Annotated in this window: 21 protein-coding genes; 10 read left to right on the top strand and 11 right to left on the bottom strand. The window is 59.3% G+C overall.

Going from position 1 to position 18,221, the window contains the following annotated elements:
• Nucleotides 1-211: 211 nt before the first annotated feature.
• From BFN67_RS21900 to BFN67_RS21890, 3 genes are read left to right on the top strand one after another with little or no spacing between them, the layout of a single operon-like run.
• Nucleotides 212-1,396: an ABC transporter substrate-binding protein gene (locus BFN67_RS21900; protein ID WP_080921576.1), complete on the top strand. Its 1,185-nt coding sequence runs from the start codon at nt 212-214 to the stop codon at nt 1,394-1,396.
• A 1-nt stretch (nt 1,397) separates the two neighbouring features.
• Complete coding sequence (locus tag BFN67_RS21895) at nt 1,398-2,426, top strand: Gfo/Idh/MocA family protein (RefSeq protein WP_080921575.1); 1,029 nt, start codon at nt 1,398-1,400, stop codon at nt 2,424-2,426.
• Entirely contained in the window at nt 2,423-3,439 is a 1,017-nt protein-coding gene (locus BFN67_RS21890; RefSeq protein ID WP_080921574.1) for a Gfo/Idh/MocA family protein, read from the top strand. Before BFN67_RS21895 ends, BFN67_RS21890 begins: the two co-directional genes overlap by 4 nt.
• Nucleotides 3,440-3,499: 60 nt before the next feature.
• On the opposite strand, the gene BFN67_RS21885 is transcribed toward BFN67_RS21890, so the two are convergent.
• From BFN67_RS21885 to uxaC, 6 genes are all read right to left on the bottom strand, one after another.
• On the bottom strand, nt 3,500-4,345 hold the full coding sequence (locus BFN67_RS21885; RefSeq protein WP_080921573.1) for an ABC transporter permease: 846 nt from the start codon (nt 4,343-4,345) through the stop codon (nt 3,500-3,502).
• A gap of 1 nt (nt 4,346) precedes the next feature.
• Nucleotides 4,347-5,243: an ABC transporter permease gene (locus BFN67_RS21880; RefSeq protein ID WP_080921572.1), complete on the bottom strand. Its 897-nt coding sequence runs from the start codon at nt 5,241-5,243 to the stop codon at nt 4,347-4,349.
• Between the two features lie 7 nt (nt 5,244-5,250).
• Nucleotides 5,251-6,315: an ABC transporter ATP-binding protein gene (locus BFN67_RS21875; protein ID WP_080921571.1), complete on the bottom strand. Its 1,065-nt coding sequence runs from the start codon at nt 6,313-6,315 to the stop codon at nt 5,251-5,253.
• A gap of 76 nt (nt 6,316-6,391) precedes the next feature.
• Complete coding sequence (locus tag BFN67_RS21870; protein ID WP_080921637.1) at nt 6,392-7,567, bottom strand: ABC transporter substrate-binding protein; 1,176 nt, start codon at nt 7,565-7,567, stop codon at nt 6,392-6,394.
• 112 nt (nt 7,568-7,679) lie between these two features.
• Complete coding sequence (locus BFN67_RS21865) at nt 7,680-9,164, bottom strand: mannitol dehydrogenase family protein (protein ID WP_080921570.1); 1,485 nt, start codon at nt 9,162-9,164, stop codon at nt 7,680-7,682.
• A complete protein-coding gene (gene uxaC / locus BFN67_RS21860; protein ID WP_080921569.1) occupies nt 9,161-10,561 on the bottom strand; it encodes a glucuronate isomerase in 1,401 nt (466 codons plus the stop codon). The genes BFN67_RS21865 and uxaC overlap by 4 nt, the downstream gene beginning before the upstream one ends.
• A gap of 136 nt (nt 10,562-10,697) precedes the next feature.
• On the opposite strand from uxaC, the gene BFN67_RS21855 reads away from it, so the two are divergent.
• The gene (locus BFN67_RS21855) at nt 10,698-11,447 is read left to right on the top strand and encodes a GntR family transcriptional regulator (RefSeq protein ID WP_080921568.1); all 750 of its coding nucleotides are present in this window, start codon (nt 10,698-10,700) and stop codon (nt 11,445-11,447) included.
• A gap of 6 nt (nt 11,448-11,453) precedes the next feature.
• On the opposite strand, the gene BFN67_RS21850 is transcribed toward BFN67_RS21855, so the two are convergent.
• On the bottom strand, nt 11,454-11,915 hold the full coding sequence (locus tag BFN67_RS21850; protein WP_080921567.1) for a DUF302 domain-containing protein: 462 nt from the start codon (nt 11,913-11,915) through the stop codon (nt 11,454-11,456).
• Complete coding sequence (locus tag BFN67_RS24990; RefSeq protein ID WP_080921636.1) at nt 11,902-12,342, bottom strand: DsrE family protein; 441 nt, start codon at nt 12,340-12,342, stop codon at nt 11,902-11,904. The genes BFN67_RS21850 and BFN67_RS24990 overlap by 14 nt, the downstream gene beginning before the upstream one ends.
• Before the next feature lie 133 nt (nt 12,343-12,475).
• Here BFN67_RS24990 and BFN67_RS21840 point away from each other — a divergent pair, with 133 nt between their 5' ends.
• Nucleotides 12,476-13,393, top strand: coding sequence for an MBL fold metallo-hydrolase (locus BFN67_RS21840; protein ID WP_080921566.1), 918 nt, complete (start codon nt 12,476-12,478; stop codon nt 13,391-13,393).
• Nucleotides 13,394-13,396: 3 nt separating this feature from the next.
• Here the strand turns inward: BFN67_RS21840 and BFN67_RS21835 are convergent, their stop codons facing one another.
• Genes BFN67_RS21835 through BFN67_RS21825 form a run of 3 tightly spaced genes read right to left on the bottom strand, consistent with a single transcriptional unit; the run spans nt 13,397 to nt 15,327 of the window.
• On the bottom strand, nt 13,397-14,491 hold the full coding sequence (locus tag BFN67_RS21835) for a YeeE/YedE family protein (RefSeq protein ID WP_080921565.1): 1,095 nt from the start codon (nt 14,489-14,491) through the stop codon (nt 13,397-13,399).
• Between the two features lie 51 nt (nt 14,492-14,542).
• Entirely contained in the window at nt 14,543-14,908 is a 366-nt protein-coding gene (locus BFN67_RS21830; RefSeq protein WP_080921564.1) for an ArsR/SmtB family transcription factor, read from the bottom strand.
• A gap of 47 nt (nt 14,909-14,955) precedes the next feature.
• The gene (locus BFN67_RS21825; protein ID WP_080921563.1) at nt 14,956-15,327 is read right to left on the bottom strand and encodes a thioredoxin domain-containing protein; all 372 of its coding nucleotides are present in this window, start codon (nt 15,325-15,327) and stop codon (nt 14,956-14,958) included.
• Nucleotides 15,328-15,424: 97 nt separating this feature from the next.
• Here BFN67_RS21825 and BFN67_RS21820 point away from each other — a divergent pair, with 97 nt between their 5' ends.
• The 5 genes from BFN67_RS21820 to soxZ all read left to right on the top strand — a co-directional run bounded on the left by BFN67_RS21820 (nt 15,425) and on the right by soxZ (nt 18,213).
• Nucleotides 15,425-16,159 carry a cytochrome c biogenesis CcdA family protein gene (locus BFN67_RS21820; protein WP_080921562.1) on the top strand — a complete coding sequence of 245 codons (735 nt, stop codon included), beginning with the start codon at nt 15,425-15,427 and terminating at the stop codon, nt 16,157-16,159.
• A gap of 9 nt (nt 16,160-16,168) precedes the next feature.
• A complete protein-coding gene (locus BFN67_RS21815) occupies nt 16,169-16,768 on the top strand; it encodes a SoxW family protein (protein ID WP_139789290.1) in 600 nt (199 codons plus the stop codon).
• 126 nt (nt 16,769-16,894) lie between these two features.
• Nucleotides 16,895-17,356, top strand: a complete 462-nt coding sequence (gene soxX, locus BFN67_RS21810) for a sulfur oxidation c-type cytochrome SoxX (RefSeq protein ID WP_080921561.1) — start codon at nt 16,895-16,897, stop codon at nt 17,354-17,356.
• 24 nt (nt 17,357-17,380) lie between these two features.
• Nucleotides 17,381-17,836, top strand: coding sequence for a thiosulfate oxidation carrier protein SoxY (gene soxY, locus BFN67_RS21805; RefSeq protein WP_080921560.1), 456 nt, complete (start codon nt 17,381-17,383; stop codon nt 17,834-17,836).
• A gap of 47 nt (nt 17,837-17,883) precedes the next feature.
• Nucleotides 17,884-18,213: a thiosulfate oxidation carrier complex protein SoxZ gene (soxZ, locus tag BFN67_RS21800; protein ID WP_080921559.1), complete on the top strand. Its 330-nt coding sequence runs from the start codon at nt 17,884-17,886 to the stop codon at nt 18,211-18,213.
• Nucleotides 18,214-18,221: the final 8 nt, after the last annotated feature.

Here is an 18,221-nt window from a genome sequence, read left to right as displayed (position 1 = left end):
TTTGTCAGATTGCCTCGAACGCCCTCCCATCGGAGGGCGTTCGTCGTTTCGGCCTTCACCTGCTGCGTACACCCTTCCAGCGGTTGCAAATCGCCGACGGAACTGTTTTCCCGGTTGCAGTCAAATACTAATAGACTAATATATTATTTGTATGGAGGATGCGGGCGGCAGGGGCACTCAGCTTTCGCCCGAATAAAACGGGAGGACGATCATGTTCAGAATTTCGCGCCGTCAGGTGCTTGGCGGGCTGGCGGGCATGGCGGCTTTGCCGCTCAGCAAGGCATTCGCCGATGGGCTTGCACTGCCAAGCTCGCCAGTCGCTCTCAATGTCATCGACGTTGCTGGAAATTTGCAATTGACGCAGGCGGCGATCGAGAAATTCGGCAAGGAAAACCCCGAACTCGTTTCGCGCATAACCTTTTCGCGCGCCCCGTCTCCTGAACTGCCGGCCAAACTCGCCGCCCAGCAGGCGGCCAACAGGGTGGATATCGATCTCGTGCTGACCGGGCCAGGCGCCATGTCGGATGGCATCACACAGGGCCTGTGGATCGACGTATGGACGAAATATCCTTCCGTGCTGCCCAAGCCGGAGGAAGTCTATCACGACAGCGCGTTGATGATGCAGAAGAATTTCGGCCAGCAAGAAGGCGTGGCGGTTGTCTATTCGCCTTCGGGGCCGCTGTTTGAATATGCGCCGGACAGGGTCAAGACGCTGCCGAAGAATGCCGCCGAACTGCTGGATTGGGTCAAGGCCAATCCGGGCAGGTTCTGCTATGCGCGGCCCGTCAATTCCGGCCCTGGCTGGACCTTCCTGATGGCGATGCCCTACATCCTCGGCGACAAGGATCCGGGCGATCCGATCAACGGCTGGGAAAAGACCTGGGCCTATCTGAAGGAGATGGACGAGGGCATCGACTATTATCCTTCCGGCACCACGGTGACGATGAAGGAACTTGCCGAAGGCACCCGCGACATGATTGTCTCGACCTTCGGTTGGGACATCAATCCGCGTGTCCTCGGCATTGTGCCGAAGGAGGTCGAGACCTTTGCGCTGGAGGGCACGCATTGGGTGCCCGACACTCAGTTCATGTGCATTCCCAAGGGCGTAACCGCCGAAAAAGTAGCCGTGGTTGTCAAACTGATGGCCTATATGCTGCAACCGGCGCAGCAGGCCTATACCTATGACAAGGGCTATTTCTATCCAGGCCCGGCGGTGAAGGACGTGCCGCTGAGCGAAGCACCCCAGGCAAGCCAGGATGCGATCGCTGAATTCGGCCGCCCCCAATATGACGACCTTATCAAGAAATTCCCGGTCGAGGCGCCTTTGAAGCCCGAAGCTCTGGTGGCGGCCTTCGAGAAATGGGATCGCGAGGTCGGCGCCAACAAGACGAAATAGCATGACGATACGTTTCGCTGTCATCGGCATCGACCATCGTCATGTCTATGAACTGATCGGAGGCTTGATCGAAGCCGGCGCGATTTGCGCCGGCTTCGACCCGACAAGTACCGATCCTAAGGTCGCCGCCGGTGTTGCAGAACGCTTCCCGCAGTTGAAGCCCGTCGAACGGCAGCGCCTGTTGGATGATCCGAATATCTCCCTGGTCGTTACCGCGGCGGTGCCGAACGAGCGCGCCGCCATTGCCGTCGAGGCGATGCGGCATGGCAAGGATGTGATAGCCGACAAGCCGGGCATCACCAGTTACGAACAACTCGATGCGGTGCGCGTGGCCGTGCGTGAAACCGGGCGCATCTTCTCGATCTGCTTTTCCGAACGCCTGCTGACACAGGCTTCCACACTGGCCACGAAACTGGTGCGGGACGGTGCCATCGGCGAGGTCATCCACACGACCGGCCTCGGCCCGCATCGGCTCAACCGGGCTATCCGGCCGGCCTGGTTCTTCGACCCACAGAATTACGGCGGCATACTGGTCGATATCGCTTCGCATCAGATCGACCAGTTTCTGTTCTACACCAACTGCGCCGACGCTCGCATCGAGGCCAGTTCCATAGGCCATTACGGTGCCGCCGATATTCCTGATTTCCAGGATTTCGGCGATATCCTGCTGCGGGGCGACAAAGCGAGCGCCTATATTCGCGTCGATTGGTTCACCGCTGATGGTCTGCCGACCTGGGGTGACGGACGACTGGTCCTCCTTGGCACGAAAGGCACGCTCGAACTGAGGAAATATGTCGATATCGCCGGCAGGCCGGGAACAGATCATGTCTTTCTGGTCGATGGCGACCAGACCCGTCACTTTGACGCGTCGGGCGAGAAGATCACCTATTTCGAGCGTTTTCTCGCCGATATGCGCGACCGCAGCGAAACGGCGATGCCGCAGGAACATGTCTTCACCGTATGCCGGTTGGTATTGGAAGCGCAAGCGACAGCAACTGTGTTGACGAGCGAAGAAAGGGTGACGCGATGAACAGGCTGGGTGTCGCCATGGTCGGCCTCGGTCCGGCATCGCTGCCGCATGCGAGGAGCCTTATGGACCTTGCCAACCTGATCGACGTGAAGTGGGCCGCAACCCGTAGCGAAGCCAGCGCACAGGCCTTTGCGCGGCAGTTTGCTTTTCCGGTGACGACCGACATCAGGGCGGCTATCGCCGACCCTGACGTACAGGCGGTGCTGGTGTTGACGCCGGCCAATGCGCATCTGGACATTGCCGAGGCGGCACTGGCCGCCGGCAAGCATGTGCTGGTGGAAAAGCCCCTTGAAACGACACTGGAACGCGCCGGGCGCCTCGTGGCAGCGGGTCGCACCGCTGGTCTTCGTCTTGGCGTCGTGCTGCAACACCGTTTCAGGCCGGCAAGTGTGCGTTTACGCGAAATTCTAGCGTCCGGCGGCTTGGGCACGGTGGAGACGGCATCTCTCAACGTGCCGTGGTGGCGCCCACAGGCTTACTACGACGCGGCCGGTCGGGGCAGTTTTGCTCGCGACGGCGGCGGTGTGCTTCTCTCGCAGGCAATCCACGCTATTGATCTGTTTCACTCGCTGCTTGGTGTGTCCAGGGTGGTCGCGTCGCAGGTCCGCACAACGGCGCTGCACCGTATGGAGTCGGAAGACTACGTCTCTGCCCTGATGGAGCTTTCCAACGGCGCGCCGGCCTCGCTGCTTGCAACGACGTCTGCCTATCCCGGCTCGCCCGAGGCCATGCATATTGTCGGTTCGCTCGGCACGGCCACCCTGACGGGCGGTGCGCTGAAAGTCGCCTGGCTCGACGGGTGCGAGGAAGCCGTTGAAGCGGAAGGCAAATCCGGTAGCGGCGCCGCGATCATGGATTTCCCGCATGATGCGCATCGTGCACTGATTGCCGACTTCGCCGCTGCGGTGGCTGAAGGCCGCGATCCTGTCGTGACAGGCGAGGAGGCGTTGGAAACGCAACGCCTGATCGCCGCCATCATCCGCGCCGATCCGACCAATCGTCAGCCGGTATAATTTAAAGCGTAAACTGTATTCGCCTGCCCACGTCGCCAGTACGGCGAGGGCAGGCGAATATCAGGTGGAGGCGGGCTGCTGCTTGGCGCGCGCCACGATCTGTGTCGGATTGACGAAGCGCAGGGCGATCAGCAGCCAGACCAGCGTCGTGATCATGTAGATCACTGCCATCGCATCGATCGATTGCACCGCGCGCACGCCGGACGCGAACACCGAGTAATAGAGCGCCACGACAAGCGTCTGGCTGGTCGGTCCCGCAGTCAGGAATGTCAGCTCGAACATGCCGACGGTGCGCACCAGGACGAGCAGCAGCGCCGCCAGTATACCGGGCACCAGCATCGGCAGCAGCACATGCAGGAAGAGCTTGAAGGTGTTGGCGCCAAAGACGCGCGCCGCCGCCTCAATCTTCGGATCGATCTGCTCGATGAAGGGGATCATCACCAGAATGACGAACGGTACGGTCGGCACCAGGTTGGCCAGAACAACGCCCCAGAATGTGCCCCCGACACCGGCCTGATAAAGCACGGTCGCCAGCGGGATGCCGAAGGTGATCGGCGGCACAAGAAGCGGTAGCAGAAACAGTAGCATAACCAGCTTCTTGCCGGGAAAGTCTCGCCGCGCCAGCGCATAAGCGGCGGTAACGCCGAGCAGGCCGGAAAGCGCCACCACCGTAAAGGCGATCTGGAATGTGACCACCAGCACGTCATAGAGCTGGAATTCCGACCAGGCGGAAAAGTACCAGCGCGTCGTGAGGCCAGCCGGCACCCAAGTGCCGAGCCAACGCGTGCCGAAGGACGACAGGATCACGGTGGCGATCATCGCCACCAGGTTGAGTACGAAGAAGCCGACCACCACCCAGATCGCGGTGATCCAGAGCTTGGCGCCAATGGTAGTGTCGCGGATCATCTCAGCCTTTCCCGCCGGCCGTCGAGCCGCGATAGAACAGGTTGCGCACGAAAAGTATGGCGACCACGATGACGAGTTGGACCGCAGCCATGATCATGGCGATGGCCGAGGCCATGGAATAGTCATATTGCTCGAAAGCGGCCTGATAGGCGGCAATCGAGATGACGCGGGTAGGGCCAGCCGGCGCTCCCAACAGGATAGCCGATGGAAAAACGGCGAACGCCTGCACGAAAGACAGCAGGAAGGCAATAGCCAGGCCGGGAATCAGCAAGGGCAGGAAGACATGGCGGAAGCGCTGCCAGGCGCGTGCGCCATGGACAGCGGCCGCCTGTTCCAGCGCCGGATCGATGCCGCTCACATAGGATAGCGTCAAAAGGAAGGTGAACGGAAACCCGGTGATGATCAGCGACGCGAACACGCCCCAATAATTGTTGGTCAGCTTGACCGGGCTGTCGATGATGCCGAACAGCATCAGCGTACGGCTGAACCAACCTTGCGGTCCGAGGTAATTGAGCAGGCCCTCTGCGACGAGCACGGTGCCCAGCGTAACTGGTAGCACGAGGATAGTGGTTAGCAGGCGCTGGCGCGTCATCAGGCGGACGCGAAAGGCGATAGGTAATGCCAGTATCAGGCTGATGATCGTCACCGGAACCGCGAGCCATAGCGTCGTGGCGATGGTGTTGTAGAGAAATGGATCGGAGAAAAAATGCTGATAGTTAGCAAAAATCCCCCCTTCCTTGGGTTCGAAGGATAGCAGCAAGCCGTAAAGAAAGGGATAGACGAAGATCGCGAGTGTAAAGAGGGCTGCCGGCACAACCAGCAGCGTCACACCGTCCAGGCCCTTCAAGGCAAGCCGCTGCCGCAACGATGCCGGGGGGGTATGTTCAAGGCTGCTCATCCTTGCCTCATGCCGCGTAAATCAGCGCGTGGGCCGGATCGAGCGAAAGCGAAATGGCATTGCCGACCGCCGCCGCTTCCGGGGCATGGAAGATCAACTCCAGTCCGTCTTCCGTGCGCGCGGTCCCCACGAATTCCCGGCCGCGATATTCGATGGTTTCCACCGTGGCCTTGAGGGCATCATTCGCCTTCGAAACCGTGACATCGTCGGCACGGGCAGCGATGACAGCCGCACCGCCGATCTCAATGTCGCCGCGCAAGCGCCCGGAAAAACTGGTGCCTCTTACGTCGATTGTAGCGCGTTCGCCATCGCGCGCCGTCACCTTGCCGGTGAGGCGATTACGATAACCCATGAACTCCGCGATATCGAGATGGTCCGGGCTTTCGTAAAGGTCGCGCGGCATGCCCACCTGCCGGATTTGACCATCGCGGAGCACCACGATCCGATCTGCCAGCGACAGGGCTTCATCCTGATCGTGCGTGACATAGAGCGTCGTCGCGCCAAGCTGGTTGTGAATGCGCCGGATTTCGGCGCGCATTTCGAGTCTCAGCTTGGCATCGAGATTTGAAAGCGGCTCATCCATCAGCACCAGCGGCGGCTCGATGACGATGGCGCGAGCAATGGCGACGCGTTGCTGTTGACCGCCGGACAACTGGCCGGGAAGCTTGTGGCCCTGGCCTTCCAGCCGAACAAGTCCAAGCGCCTCGTCCACCCGTTTGGCGATTTCGGCTTTTGGCGTGCCTCGCATCTTGAGGCCGAAGCCGATATTGGACCTGACCGTCATATGCGGGAACAGGGCATAGTTCTGGAACACCATGCCGAAACCGCGGTCTTCGGGCTTCAGTTGGTCGATGCGCTTGTCATCCAGATAAATGCTGCCCCCGGTCGTTGCAAGCAGCCCGGCGATACAGTTCAGCGCTGTCGATTTTCCGCATCCCGATGGGCCGAGAAGGGCGATGAATTCGCCCTTGCGGACCGTCAACGAAACATCGCGCAGCGCATTCACCGTTCCGAAGGCACGGCTCATATGATCAAGGCGAAGTTCGTCGAATTTCGACGAGGCAAGCAGCATCCCTGGCAATCCCGATTTACGGCCGATCCGGCTACGCGGCCGGATCGGAAGGCTTAAAATTGAATGGCGTAGAGGGCTATTTCGGCACTGCGGCGACCTGTTCGTCCCATATCCGGAATGCCGTGACCATGGCCGCCGGTTCCAGCGGGAGTTCGATCGGATTGTTGGCGATCAGATCGGCATATTCGGGCCGGCCGAATTCCTTGATCGCATCCTGGCTTTCCTGCGGCGCCATGTCGAGCGTAACGTCTTTCACCGCGGGGCCGGGATAGAAATAGCCCTCGTCATAGGTGTAAGCCTGTTGTTTAGGTGTCAGCAGGAAGGCCATCAAATCCTTGAGGACGGCGAGCTTCTCCTCGCTGACGCCTTTCGGCACGCACATATAATGCGCGTCGGCGACCCAGTGGAAACCTTTCAGTGCGCCGACCATGGCCTTCTTCGGCACGACGCCGAGGACGCGCGGATTGATATCCCACCCGGTTGTTGTCACCGTCATGTCACGCGTGCCTTCGCCGAGTTCTTTCATCAGCGCGCCGGTGCCGGTCGGGTAGTATTCGATATATTTGTGCAATTCTTTGAGATAAGCCCAAGTCTTGTCCCAACCCTTGACCGGGTCCTTGGGATCCTTGTCGCCGAGAAGATAAGGCAGGCCCATAAGGAATGTGCGGCCGGGTCCGGAATTGGCCGGGCGTGCATAAAGGAAGCGGTTAGGGTTCTCTTTCGCCCAGGCCAGCAATTCATCCGTCGTGGCCGGCGGCGTCTTTACTTTGTCCGGCATGTATTCGATGAGAGGACCGGAGGGATAATAGGTCACCACCACGCCGAAATCCTTGGCCAGAGTCTGCATGCGCGCGGCAGGTTCCTGGTAGATTTCGTCGAGCTTGGGCAAGGCACCGGAAGCATCGGGCAACAACTTGACCCAAAGGTCCATTTCGATGCCAGCCGAAAGGGCATCGGTGCCGGTGAGGACGAGATCGATATCGACGCGGTCGGCTGCCTGCTGCGCCTTAAGCTTGCCGGGAAGCTCCGGTGCCGGCGCCTTGGTGAAGGAGATGTTCGAAACCAGTTCAGGCTTGGCCGTTTTATAGTTCTGGATCGCCTTTTGCGTGAGGGCGAGATTGCCCGCTACGTCCACGATGTTGAGCGCCACTGGCGAAGATGGAAGCTTCGCGGATTGAGCAAAGGCTCCGAACGCCGGGAACGTGGCCATGCCGGCCAGGGCGCCGACCGCTTGTCTGCGGTTGATCTTGATCATTTTGTCTCCTCCGGTGGCGGCCACCCCCTTTCACGGGAGTGGCGTTCGCATTTAATATATTAATCTATCAGTTCCCAAACACAACTGCTTTTTGACCATTCACGCCAGACTAAGGGCTTATCACCTGGGTGACCGTGGCAGCCGCGCCGTCCCGCATGAGTTGGGCAAGAGCGGCTTCAACGGCGGAGCGGAACTCCTGTTCTCGTGGAAGATCGGTGCCGAAAACCTGTTCCATGTTGAAGAAAGCCGAAGCCAGTTCGGTCGGTGACGTGACGCTTTCGGCCTGTCGGCGCATCGCGGCGGCGAATGGGTCGCGCACGTCGATTACGGCCCCTTTTTCATCGACGCCCGAGGCATAGCGGATCCATGCGGCGACGCCGAGAGCTAGTCTTGCAAACGGTGCTCCCGCCTTGATGCGATCCCGGATCGTATTGAGCAGGCGTTGCGGGATCTTCTGCGAACCATCCATGGCGATTTGCCAGGTGCGATGCCGCAGCGCCGGATTGCTGAAACGGGCCATGAGATCGGTCTTGTAGGCAGAGAGATCGATGCCTGGCAGTTGTGGCAAGGTTGATGTCACTTCCTCGTCCATCAGCCCGGATATCAGCACGGCGAAGCCTGGTGCCGACATAGTGTCGGAAACTGTTTCATGGCCAGCAAGATAGCCGAGATAGGCGAGCGTCGAATGGCTGCCATTGAGAAGCCTGAGTTTCATCAACTCATAAGGATCGACATTGCTGACGAATGTCGCTCCAGCGGCCTCCCATTGCGGCCGACCCGCCGGAAAATCGTCTTCGATCACCCATTGCGAGAAGGGTTCGGTCATGATTGGCCATGCATCGGTCAGGCCGAGAGATTTTGAGACAGTTTGACGATCCGCGTCTGTCGTTGCCGGAACGATCCGGTCCACCATGGTTGAAGGGCAGGCGATTTCATCGGCAACGAAACTGCCAAGGTCGCGATCGCGCAGTTCCGCGAAACGCGTGACGACACGTTTCAGCGTTCGCCCGTTGGCGGGTAGGTTGTCGCACGACAAAAGCGTGAAAGGCGTGGCGCCTGCCGCGCGCCGCCGTGCAACGGCTTCGACAATGAAGCCGATGGCGGAGCGTGGAGAACCCGGCATCGCGAGGTCATGGCGTATGTCTGGATGTCCTTCATCAAGATCGCCGCTGGATGGGGAATGGCAGTAGCCCTTCTCCGTTACGGTTAGCGATATGACTTTCACCCTTGGATCGGCCATTGTTTCCAGCAGGTGCTCCGGATCCTCGGGGGCAACCAACTGGTCTATACTGGAACCGACCACACGCAATCGCTCACCATCGCCGTCGCGCGCTGCAACCGTATAGAGGCCATCCTGCGGCGCCAGTGCGTCGCGCGTGTCCGTGCTGCGCAGCGAAGCGCCGACGATACCCCAACGGTCGTCGCCATCGGCGAGAACCGTATCAGTGTAAACGGCCTGATGTGCACGATGGAATGCGCCGATCCCCAGATGGACGATACCGGGCGTGACGGCTGTGCGGTCATAGATCGGACGCTGAACCGACGCCGGGAGTGATTTCAGCGTGACATTGGAAAGACGTTGTGTCGTGGTCACAATCTGTATGCCTTCTTGGCAAGGCCATAGGCCAGGTCGTGTGCAATTTCGTGCGCTTCCGCCTCGTCCAGCCGGTGGTCGGCGACCAGACCGGCCAGATAGGCACAATCGACCCGGCGTGCCATGTCGTGACGGGCGGGGATTGAGCAGAAGGCGCGGGTGTCGTCGTTGAAACCCACGGTGTTATAAAATCCCGCCGTCTCGGTGGTGAGTTCGCGGAATCGGCGCATGCCTTCCGGGCTGTCGAAGAACCACCAGGGCGGTCCAAGCCGCAGGATCGGATAGTGTCCGGCAAGCGGCGCCAATTCGCGCCCATAGCTGGTTTCATCCAGGGTAAACAGAATCAGGGTCAACCTGCTGTCATTGCCGAAGACATCGAGCAGCGGCTTGAGATCATGCACATAGTCGGTGCGGGTCGGGATATCGGCGCCCTTGTCGAATCCGAAATCGGCGAACAAACTCGGGTTGTGGTTGCGGAATGAACCGGGGTGAAGCTGCATGACTAATCCGTCATCCACGCTCATGCGCGCCATTTCGGTCAGCATCTGGGCGCGGAACAACTCGGCGTCCTCGTTGGAAACGTCCGGTCGTCTTACGCGATCGAACAGGTCAGCCGCCACGGCGGGAGACAGATTGGCTGTGCGAGCGCTCGGATGGCCGTGATCGGTCGATGTCGCGCCGCGTTCCTTGAAATAGGCGCGGCGGATGCGATGGGCTTCGAGATAACCGGCATAGGTTTCTGGCGTTGCGGCCATTTCATGGAACCGCTCGAGTTCGGCATGGAAACCCTTCCGTGCGGGATCGACAACGGCATCTGGCCGGTAGGCCGGCAAAACGCGGCCCTGCCAGCCTGAAGCCTTGATGGTGTCATGCGCTGCAAGAGGATCAGTCGCCGAATCGGTTGTCGAGATCGCTTCGATGTTGAAACACTGGTAGAGCGCGCGTGGCCGCATGCCGGGTTCACTCAATTGCGCTGCAAGACGCTCATAGAGCCGGTCGGCATTTTGGGCATCGAGCCGTTCTTCGATGCCGAAAACGGTTTCCAGCGCATGCTCGAACCAGAGCCGGGAAGGAGTGCCGCGAAACAGGTGATAGTTTTCAGCGAAACGCCGCCAGATTCGCCGCCCATCCGCTTCAACGGGCTCGCCGTCCAGCCTCGGCACACCAAAATCCTCCATACGCATGCCCTGGGAATAAAGCATGCGCAAGATGTAATGGTCTGGCTTCACGAACAGCGTTGCGGGGTCGGGGAATGGCTGGTCGTAGGCATACCAATCAGGATCGGTATGGCCGTGCGGCGAAATGATCGGCAGGCTATGAACCTGTTCATAAAGGCTCCTGGCTATGGAGCGGATGCCAGGCTCAGCTGGAAAAAGCCTGTCAGGATGAAGCGGCATGGAAAATCCTTGCGGTCTGCATTGCGCTGACAAAAGCCGCGCGCGGCATCGTAACTTTCGATTGGATCGATGCTGGTGGACAGTAGAAAATAATATATTAATATGTCAACCGACCGCGAACGAGAGGCAGGAATAAATGGAATCCGCGAAGGGGCGAGCTACTGTTTCAGCGTCGGATTTGAGCTCGGCACACGCCGGGCAATCGAAGGTAAAGGCGCGGACAGGAATCGTGCGCACCACCGCCGCTACCGCTGTTTATCGCGAGCTTCACGCCGCAATCGTGTCGATGCAACTCAAGCCGGGCACCGCACTTAATGAGAAGGCCTTGACTGAACGGTTCGGCGTTAGCCGCACGCCGGTTCGCGAGGCCCTGATCCGCTTGGTCGAGGACGGGCTGGTCAACATCTATCCCCAATCCGGCACATTCGTTGCACCCATCCCGGTTTCCATGATCCCGGATGCTGTTGTAATCCGCAAAGCGCTCGAAGGGGCGACCGTCGAGAAGGCAGCGGAATGTGCCGATGCCGGCGGCATAGCCTTGCTGGACGACATTCTGGCTCGGCAACGCTTCTTGTCGGAACGGCAGGACATGAACGGCTTTCACGAGGCCGACGAGGCCTTCCATGAGGCTATCGCTCACATTGCCGACTATGACGGCATCTGGGATTATTTGAAGCCGGTCAAAGTGCAGATTGACCGCGCCCGCCGTATGACTCTGCCGGCGTTGGGCCGCATGAATCATGTGATTGGCGAGCACGCCATTATCCGCGACGCGATCGCTGCTCACGATTCCAAAGCAGCATGCGAGGCCATGAAGATTCACCTCGGCGCGGTCATTCCCGACGTTGAGGAATTGCGTTCCGCATATCCCAACTGGTTTATCTGATCGGCGCTACTGGCCAACCGCTTCCCTGACGATATTTTCGAGAACGGTATTGACCTGATCGCGTCCGTTGCCTTCCGGCAAGCGGCGGAAGCCGACGACAACCTGTCCCGGCGCTGCCTCGGCTTCGTAAGCGAAGACAATATAGGGGCAATAGGCGATATTGCCGATATCGGCCTCCATCACCGCGCGCGACATGACGGCCGAACAGAATTCCTTGAATTCGGCGTTGCGGTAGAGGGTTTTGGTCGCCCCGACATCGTCGGCGGTTCGCTCCAGCATATCTCCGATATGGCCGGTATGATCGACAACATAGCCGCGATTGATGATCGCGCCTTCAAGATCCGTAATCACGTCCGCGAACGGCGTATTGGTGGTAAAGGTGGTAACGTCGTCGACGGCAGCAGCGGGAGTTGCGGCCAGCAGCAGGCCGGCAGACAGGATTGCGCCGAAAAACTTACGGCCTGACATAGGCATAGCCTTCCTTCTGCAATTCCATAAGGCGCACGACGCCGGAGGGAACAATCGTCGCCTCGCTCACCAATGGCACGTCCTTCCCGGCCTTTTTGATCATGCCCTTATGCGTGTTCTCGCAAGCAGCAAAGGTGATCTCCGGGCTTTCCAGCGCCATGGCGGCAATGCGGTCTTTCACCGGACTGGTCGCTTCGACATACATATTCAAACCGGGGCCGAAGGCGACGATCTCGATCGCGACCTTCTCACCCTTGCCTTCGTAGTAGGATTTGACGTTTCTGGCGTTGTTCAATGCGAGATTCATCAGCGCCGGGTCGTTCTGGTCAACCTGAATGGCAAGCTTGTGGACCGCCTCATCGGCCTGTGCGGCGATGCCCATGACAGAGACCAGCGCGGCGGCCATTGCTATGCGGATTGCAGACATTGTTTCTCCTGCGTCATGCTTGTCGGCCAATGTGCATTGACCAACGGCCACGAAACCATAAGGATGCAAAAAGCCGAATGTGTCAATTGTGGCTGGATTGCTGGCCATGTGAGAGCAGGGATAGGAAAAAGAAATGAACAGCATTTCACGTCGCGCGGTGCTTCGCGGCGGTGCCGCACTGGCCGTTGCCGGGTTCATGTCCTCGCCAGCGCGAGCCATCGGCCATCTGACGACAGGCGATGGTGAACTCACGATCATGGCCGACGGTTTCATCAAGCTGCCGCTGTCGGCAGCAATGCCCGACGTGCCGCAAGCCGAACTCGAAAAGCTTCTGACCGATAACGGGCTGGCGACCGATGCGCTGGTCAACGATTGCAACGTCACGGTGCTGCGCAAGGGCGAACAATTGGTTATCTTCGATGCCGGGGCTGGCCCGAACTTCCTGCCGAGCACCGGTCGTCTTGCCAGCAATCTTGCCGAAGCTGGCATCGATCCCACCGCTGTTACAGATGTCGTCTTCACCCATGCGCATCCCGATCACATCTGGGGCGTGACCGACGATTTCGACGAGTTGCTTTTTCCCGAGGCTCGCTATCACATCAGCCAAACGGAATGGGATTTCTGGCGCTCCGAGGGCGCGCTCGACGCCATGCCGGAAGCGCGCAGGAATTTCGTTCCGGGCGCCCGCAATCGCTTTGATAGGATCGAGGACAAGGTCTCATTCTTCATGCCGGGCGATGAGGTGATTGAGGGAGTCGAGGTGGTCGGCACGCCAGGCCACACACCTGGCCATTCTTCCTTCATGGTGCATGGCGGCGATACGCCGGTGCATATTTTAGGAGATGCGGCAACCAATCTGGCCGTTTCGCTGGAACGACCCGATTGGCCGACCGGGGCCGATCAGGATCCGGATACGGCAATCAAGACGAGAACGGCGCTCCTCGACCGCTTGGCGAATGATAAGGCGTGGGTGATCGGCTTCCATTTTCCGCATCCGGGCGCCGGAACCATCGAGCGCAAGGGCGCGGCCTATCGCTTTGTAACTGCCTGACATCTATTCTGCCGGCTCGCTGTGGGTGGCTCGGAAGACGGCAAACGGAGAGCCTTCGATCAGATAGGACAGCCCCATGCGTGCGCCGAGCGCTATAGAGGCCATGACCAGTGGCGCCGAAATGGCCAGGACGGAGACTGCCGAAATGCCCTGGCCGATGGTGCAGCCCATGGCAAAGACACCGCCGGCGCCCATCAGGAAGCCACCCGACAGATGCCGGCCTAGTTCACGCGCGTCGTCGCAGGCTTCCCAGCGCACGTCCTTGCGGGTCATCGCGCAGGCGGCCGCTCCAATCACCACGCCTACCACCAGCCCGACGCCATAGTCAGGCAGCGTCCCGGTATAGGTTATGAATTGCAGGAATGTGTCTGCAACCGGGACGACAAAAGAGGCTGCTTCGACCTGCACTGGCTCGAAACTGTGCTGGGCGGCAAGGCTGGTAGCAATCCAACCAAAGGCGATGACGGCACCGATGATGATTGACGACAGGATCGCACCACGCTCCTTAAGGAATCCGCGATCGCTGAACACCCACGCGAGCAAGGACAACGCCGCAGTTGCTGCGACTGCGGCGTTGAGGTCGGCGCCTGCCCATGAAGAGGCAAGAGCACCGAGCGACTGTCCGCCATGAGCGGAAAGGTCGAGGGCAAAATTATCGACGAACTGTACACGCCCGAGCGCCACAAGCCCGCGTTGGGCCGCGAGGGCAGAAAGACCGAGCACCATCAGCACGACCAGTGAGCGCAGGCTGCCGCCGCCGGTGCGCACAAGTGCGCCGAAGCCGCATGTGCCGACCAGCGCCATGCCGAAGCCGAAGGCTAGCCCGCCAATGATTGAGCCGGTCCAGCCGAATCGCGAAGTGAGATAGAAACTCTGGCCGATGTCAGCGTAGCCGGCAGCCGCCAGAATCTGGGTCAGCATCAGCGCCACGGCTGCGGCCAGCACCCATGTCTTTAAGCCTCGACTGTCACCCGCATACCAATGGCGCTCCAACGCAGCCATGGTGCAGAAGTGCTGCCGCCGCGCGGCGAAGCCTAGCGCGATGCCTGCAAAAAGGCCGGCGACAGGCAGAAACCAGGGCGAATCCACAAACTCCATTGTTCCTCCGCTGCGCTTCCGTTCCGGTGCAAAGCGTCGGCCTTTATCTCCTCAAGGATGCCTGACCCGCGGCTCCTCGTGGCGTACAGGCGCGCAGAACAGTTCGTACAATGTTGCGATCACCGACGAAACTTCTGCACTGGCGATCGAATAATAGATGGTACGGCCATCGCGGCGCGTGTTGACGAGACTGTCGAAACGCAGTCGCGCAAGTTGCTGCGATACGGCCGCCTGCGGCATCTTCATGATGTCCTCCAGTTCCGAGACGGACTTTTCGCCTTCCGCCAGAAGGCACAGGATCAGCAACCGGCTTTCATGCGACAGCGCCTTCAACAGATCGCTTGCCTTGCGCGCCTGATCGAGCAACCGGTTGAAATCTTCCGGGGATTGGTTCTCACTTGGTCTTGGAAGGCCCATGTCACACCCTGTTTGGCCTGAAATGATACCGCCGCCGCAGCGCCCTGTCAGCCCTGGCTGGCGGGAGAGAGTTTTGCCAGCAATTCGTCGATACGGAACCAGAAAAATTCATCGCCGGGATAGCCACGCAGGCGGCCGATCTCCCGGCCATTTTCCATCAGCACGAAAGTTGGTGTGAAGCGTTCCCTGGTAATATCAGCCAGATCAGCCGGCCATGGGCCGGTGATGTCCACCCGCCGCAGGGGCGCGCGCTGGCCCTCCGGCGTTTTCGGCCAGGCTGGCGCAATCTCCCGATTGAAGCGTGCGCACCAAACGCAGCCGGGTTGTTCCAGCATTAGCAATTCTGCCGCGCCCGCCGATGGCGGGATGCCGAGCACGATCAGAACCGAGGTGATCCACACCGATAGCGCTTTTGTCATGGATAATATCCAATTGCGTTTGCAACATATAGTATTTTCCGAATATCTTCCACCGTGAAGCGTCGTTTGTCGATGCGGCAGAGGGGCAGGAGGGGATATGCTCGATGTAAGCCTTGGCGGTGCGTTTCTGGCGGGCCTGCTGTCCTTCGTCTCGCCCTGTGTCTTGCCCATCGTGCCACCTTATCTGGCCTGGCTTGCCGGTGTCAGCTTCGAGGAGTTGAGGGCCGAGGATCAGTATGCCGCCCGGCGCCGCCGGGTGCTGGCCGCGGCCATCGCTTTCGTACTCGGCTTCACCACGGTGTTTATCGCGCTCGGTGCCACGGCGAGCGTGGTTGGCAAGACCATTGCCCAGCATTTCGACATTCTTTCGATCATTGCCGGGATCATTATCATCATACTGGGGCTGCATTTCCTCGGCGTTTTCCGCATTGCGATGCTCTATCGCGAGGCACGCGTGCAGGTAGCGCGGAAACCGGCGGGCTTCATCGGCGCTTATGTCGTCGGTCTGGCCTTTGCCTTTGGCTGGACGCCTTGCGTCGGCCCCGTGTTGGCGGCCATCCTTTTCGTCGCGGGTTCAACCGGAACCGCAGGTAGGGGCGCGGTGCTGCTGGCCGTCTATTCGCTCGGCATCGGCATACCTTTCATTCTAGCCGCGTTCTTTGCCGGCCCGTTTCTCAACTGGGCAACACGTTTCAAGCGACATATGCATAAGGTGGAAATGGCAATGGGCGGACTGCTGGTGGTCACCGGCATTCTGTTCATCACCGGCCGTATGTCGGCGATTTCCTACTGGCTGCTCGAAACGTTTCCTATATTTCAGACAATCGGTTAGGAGGATGGCATGATGATCACATCGATACGCAACGTAACATTTGCGCTTGCCGCTTTTCTGGCCGTGGCAATGCCAGCCGTCGCTTCGGAACTGGGCGACGACGGCTTGCATAAGGAAGACTGGTTTGCGCTGACTTTCCGCGACATGGCAGACGACATTCGCGCTGCGAAGGCCGACAATAAGCGTCTTGCCATCATCTTCGAGCAACGTGGCTGCATTTATTGCGCCGCCATGCATGAAAAGCTGCTTTCTGACCCGGAAGTTCGAGACTACATCAAGGCCAACTTCAAGGTCGTTCAATACAATATGTTTGGCGATGAGGAGGTCACGGACCTCGACGGCGAGGTACTGACCGAAAAGAAAGCTGCACGCAAATGGGGCTATGTCTTTACCCCGACCATCGTTTTTCTGCCCGACGAGGTGCCGGCCGGCAAGACCGTCGCCGAGGCTGCGGTGGCCACAATGCCGGGGGCATTCGGAAAATGGACATTCCTGGATATGTTTCGCTGGGTACGCGAGAAGGGATATGAAAAAGACGAGCACTTCCAGATTTATCACGCACGCCACATCAAGGAACTGCGCGCGGCTGGAAAGTTGGATGCCGAATGACCGCTCGGTCAATATATGCAGAAAATCATATTTTTTAATTGATGGTTTGAAAAAGTGCGGCTAACCTGTTTATGAGGGAAACGGCGGGGGCCTTTGCCGGCGCCCGCGTTTGGAGGGAGCGAACGGATGAATTTGGCAGGAATCCTGGTGGCGGCGTCGGCCGCTGCTATGTGTGGGAGTGTTGCGTTCGCGGCCGAAATAGCGCCGACGGATGTCAAGTTCGAGGACTATGCCGTTAATGCATCGCTGACCGGCGTTGCAGGTAATGCCGAGGAGGGCGCCAAGGTGTTCGCCGACAGAAAGCTCGGCAATTGTCTGGCCTGCCATGAGAATAAGGCCATGCCGAAGCAGCTTTTCCAGGGCAATGTCGGCCCCTCGCTGGATGGTGTTGCCGATCGCTGGTCGCCGGCACAGCTTCGCGCGATTGTGAGCGATTCCAAGAAAGTGTTCGGCCCCGAGACGGTCATGCCGGGTTTTTATTCGCTCGAAGTCGGCATCAATGTCCGCAAGGATCTGGTCGGCAAGACGGTTCTGAGCGCGCAGCAGGTTGAAGATGTTGTCGCTTATCTGGCGACGCTGAAGGAATAGCGGAAACGCACGGAGATGAAGACGATGAATTTGAATAGACGACAGGCGCTGGCTCTTTCCGCGGGTGCGGTCGCCTTTGCCACAACCGGGTTCACGGCGTTACCGGCAAATGCCGCGGCCGAGGAGACGGCTAAGCGAATCACAGAATTTGCGGGTGGCAAGGAGCCCGGCACCGGAAAGATCACACTGACCGCGCCTGAGATTGCTGAAAACGGCAACACTGTGCCGATTTCAGTCAAGGTCGAAAGCGCCATGAGCGGTGACGATATGGTTGAGTCCGTGCTGATCCTAGCCGATGGAAATCCCAATCCGGATGTCGCCACCTTCAATTTCACCGCCATGAGCGGGGTTGCTGAGGCCACGACGCGCATGCGGCTCGCCAAGACGCAGACGGTCTACGCTGTCGCCAAGATGGCGGATGGGTCTACTTTCGTGGACAAGAAGGAAGTCAAAGTCACTATCGGAGGCTGCGGCGGCTGACGGTTCATGTCATCCGATTTAGCATCCCCTCCTTGGAGTATTGAATAATGGCAGCAAAACCGAAGCCACGCGTTAAAGTTCCGAAGACGGCCAAAGCCGGCGAGACCATCGTCATAAAGACGCTGATCAGCCACAAGATGGAATCCGGCCAGCGCAAGGACAAGGAAGGCAAGATCATTCCGCGTAAGATCATCAACAAGTTTACCTGTGAATTCAACGGTGAGCCCGTTTTCTCTTGCGACATGGATCCGGCGATCTCGGCCAATCCTTATTTCGAGTTCAGGGCAAAGGTGCCGGAAAGCGGCATGTTCAAGTTCTCCTGGGTTGATGATGACGGATCTGTCTACACTGACGAGCAGAAGATCGAAGTAAGCTGATTGCGCTT

The organism is Manganibacter manganicus, assembly GCF_002075885.1.
Lineage (GTDB): Bacteria > Pseudomonadota > Alphaproteobacteria > Rhizobiales > Rhizobiaceae > Mesorhizobium > Mesorhizobium manganicum.
This window is presented reverse-complemented; position numbering and strand designations above follow the sequence as displayed.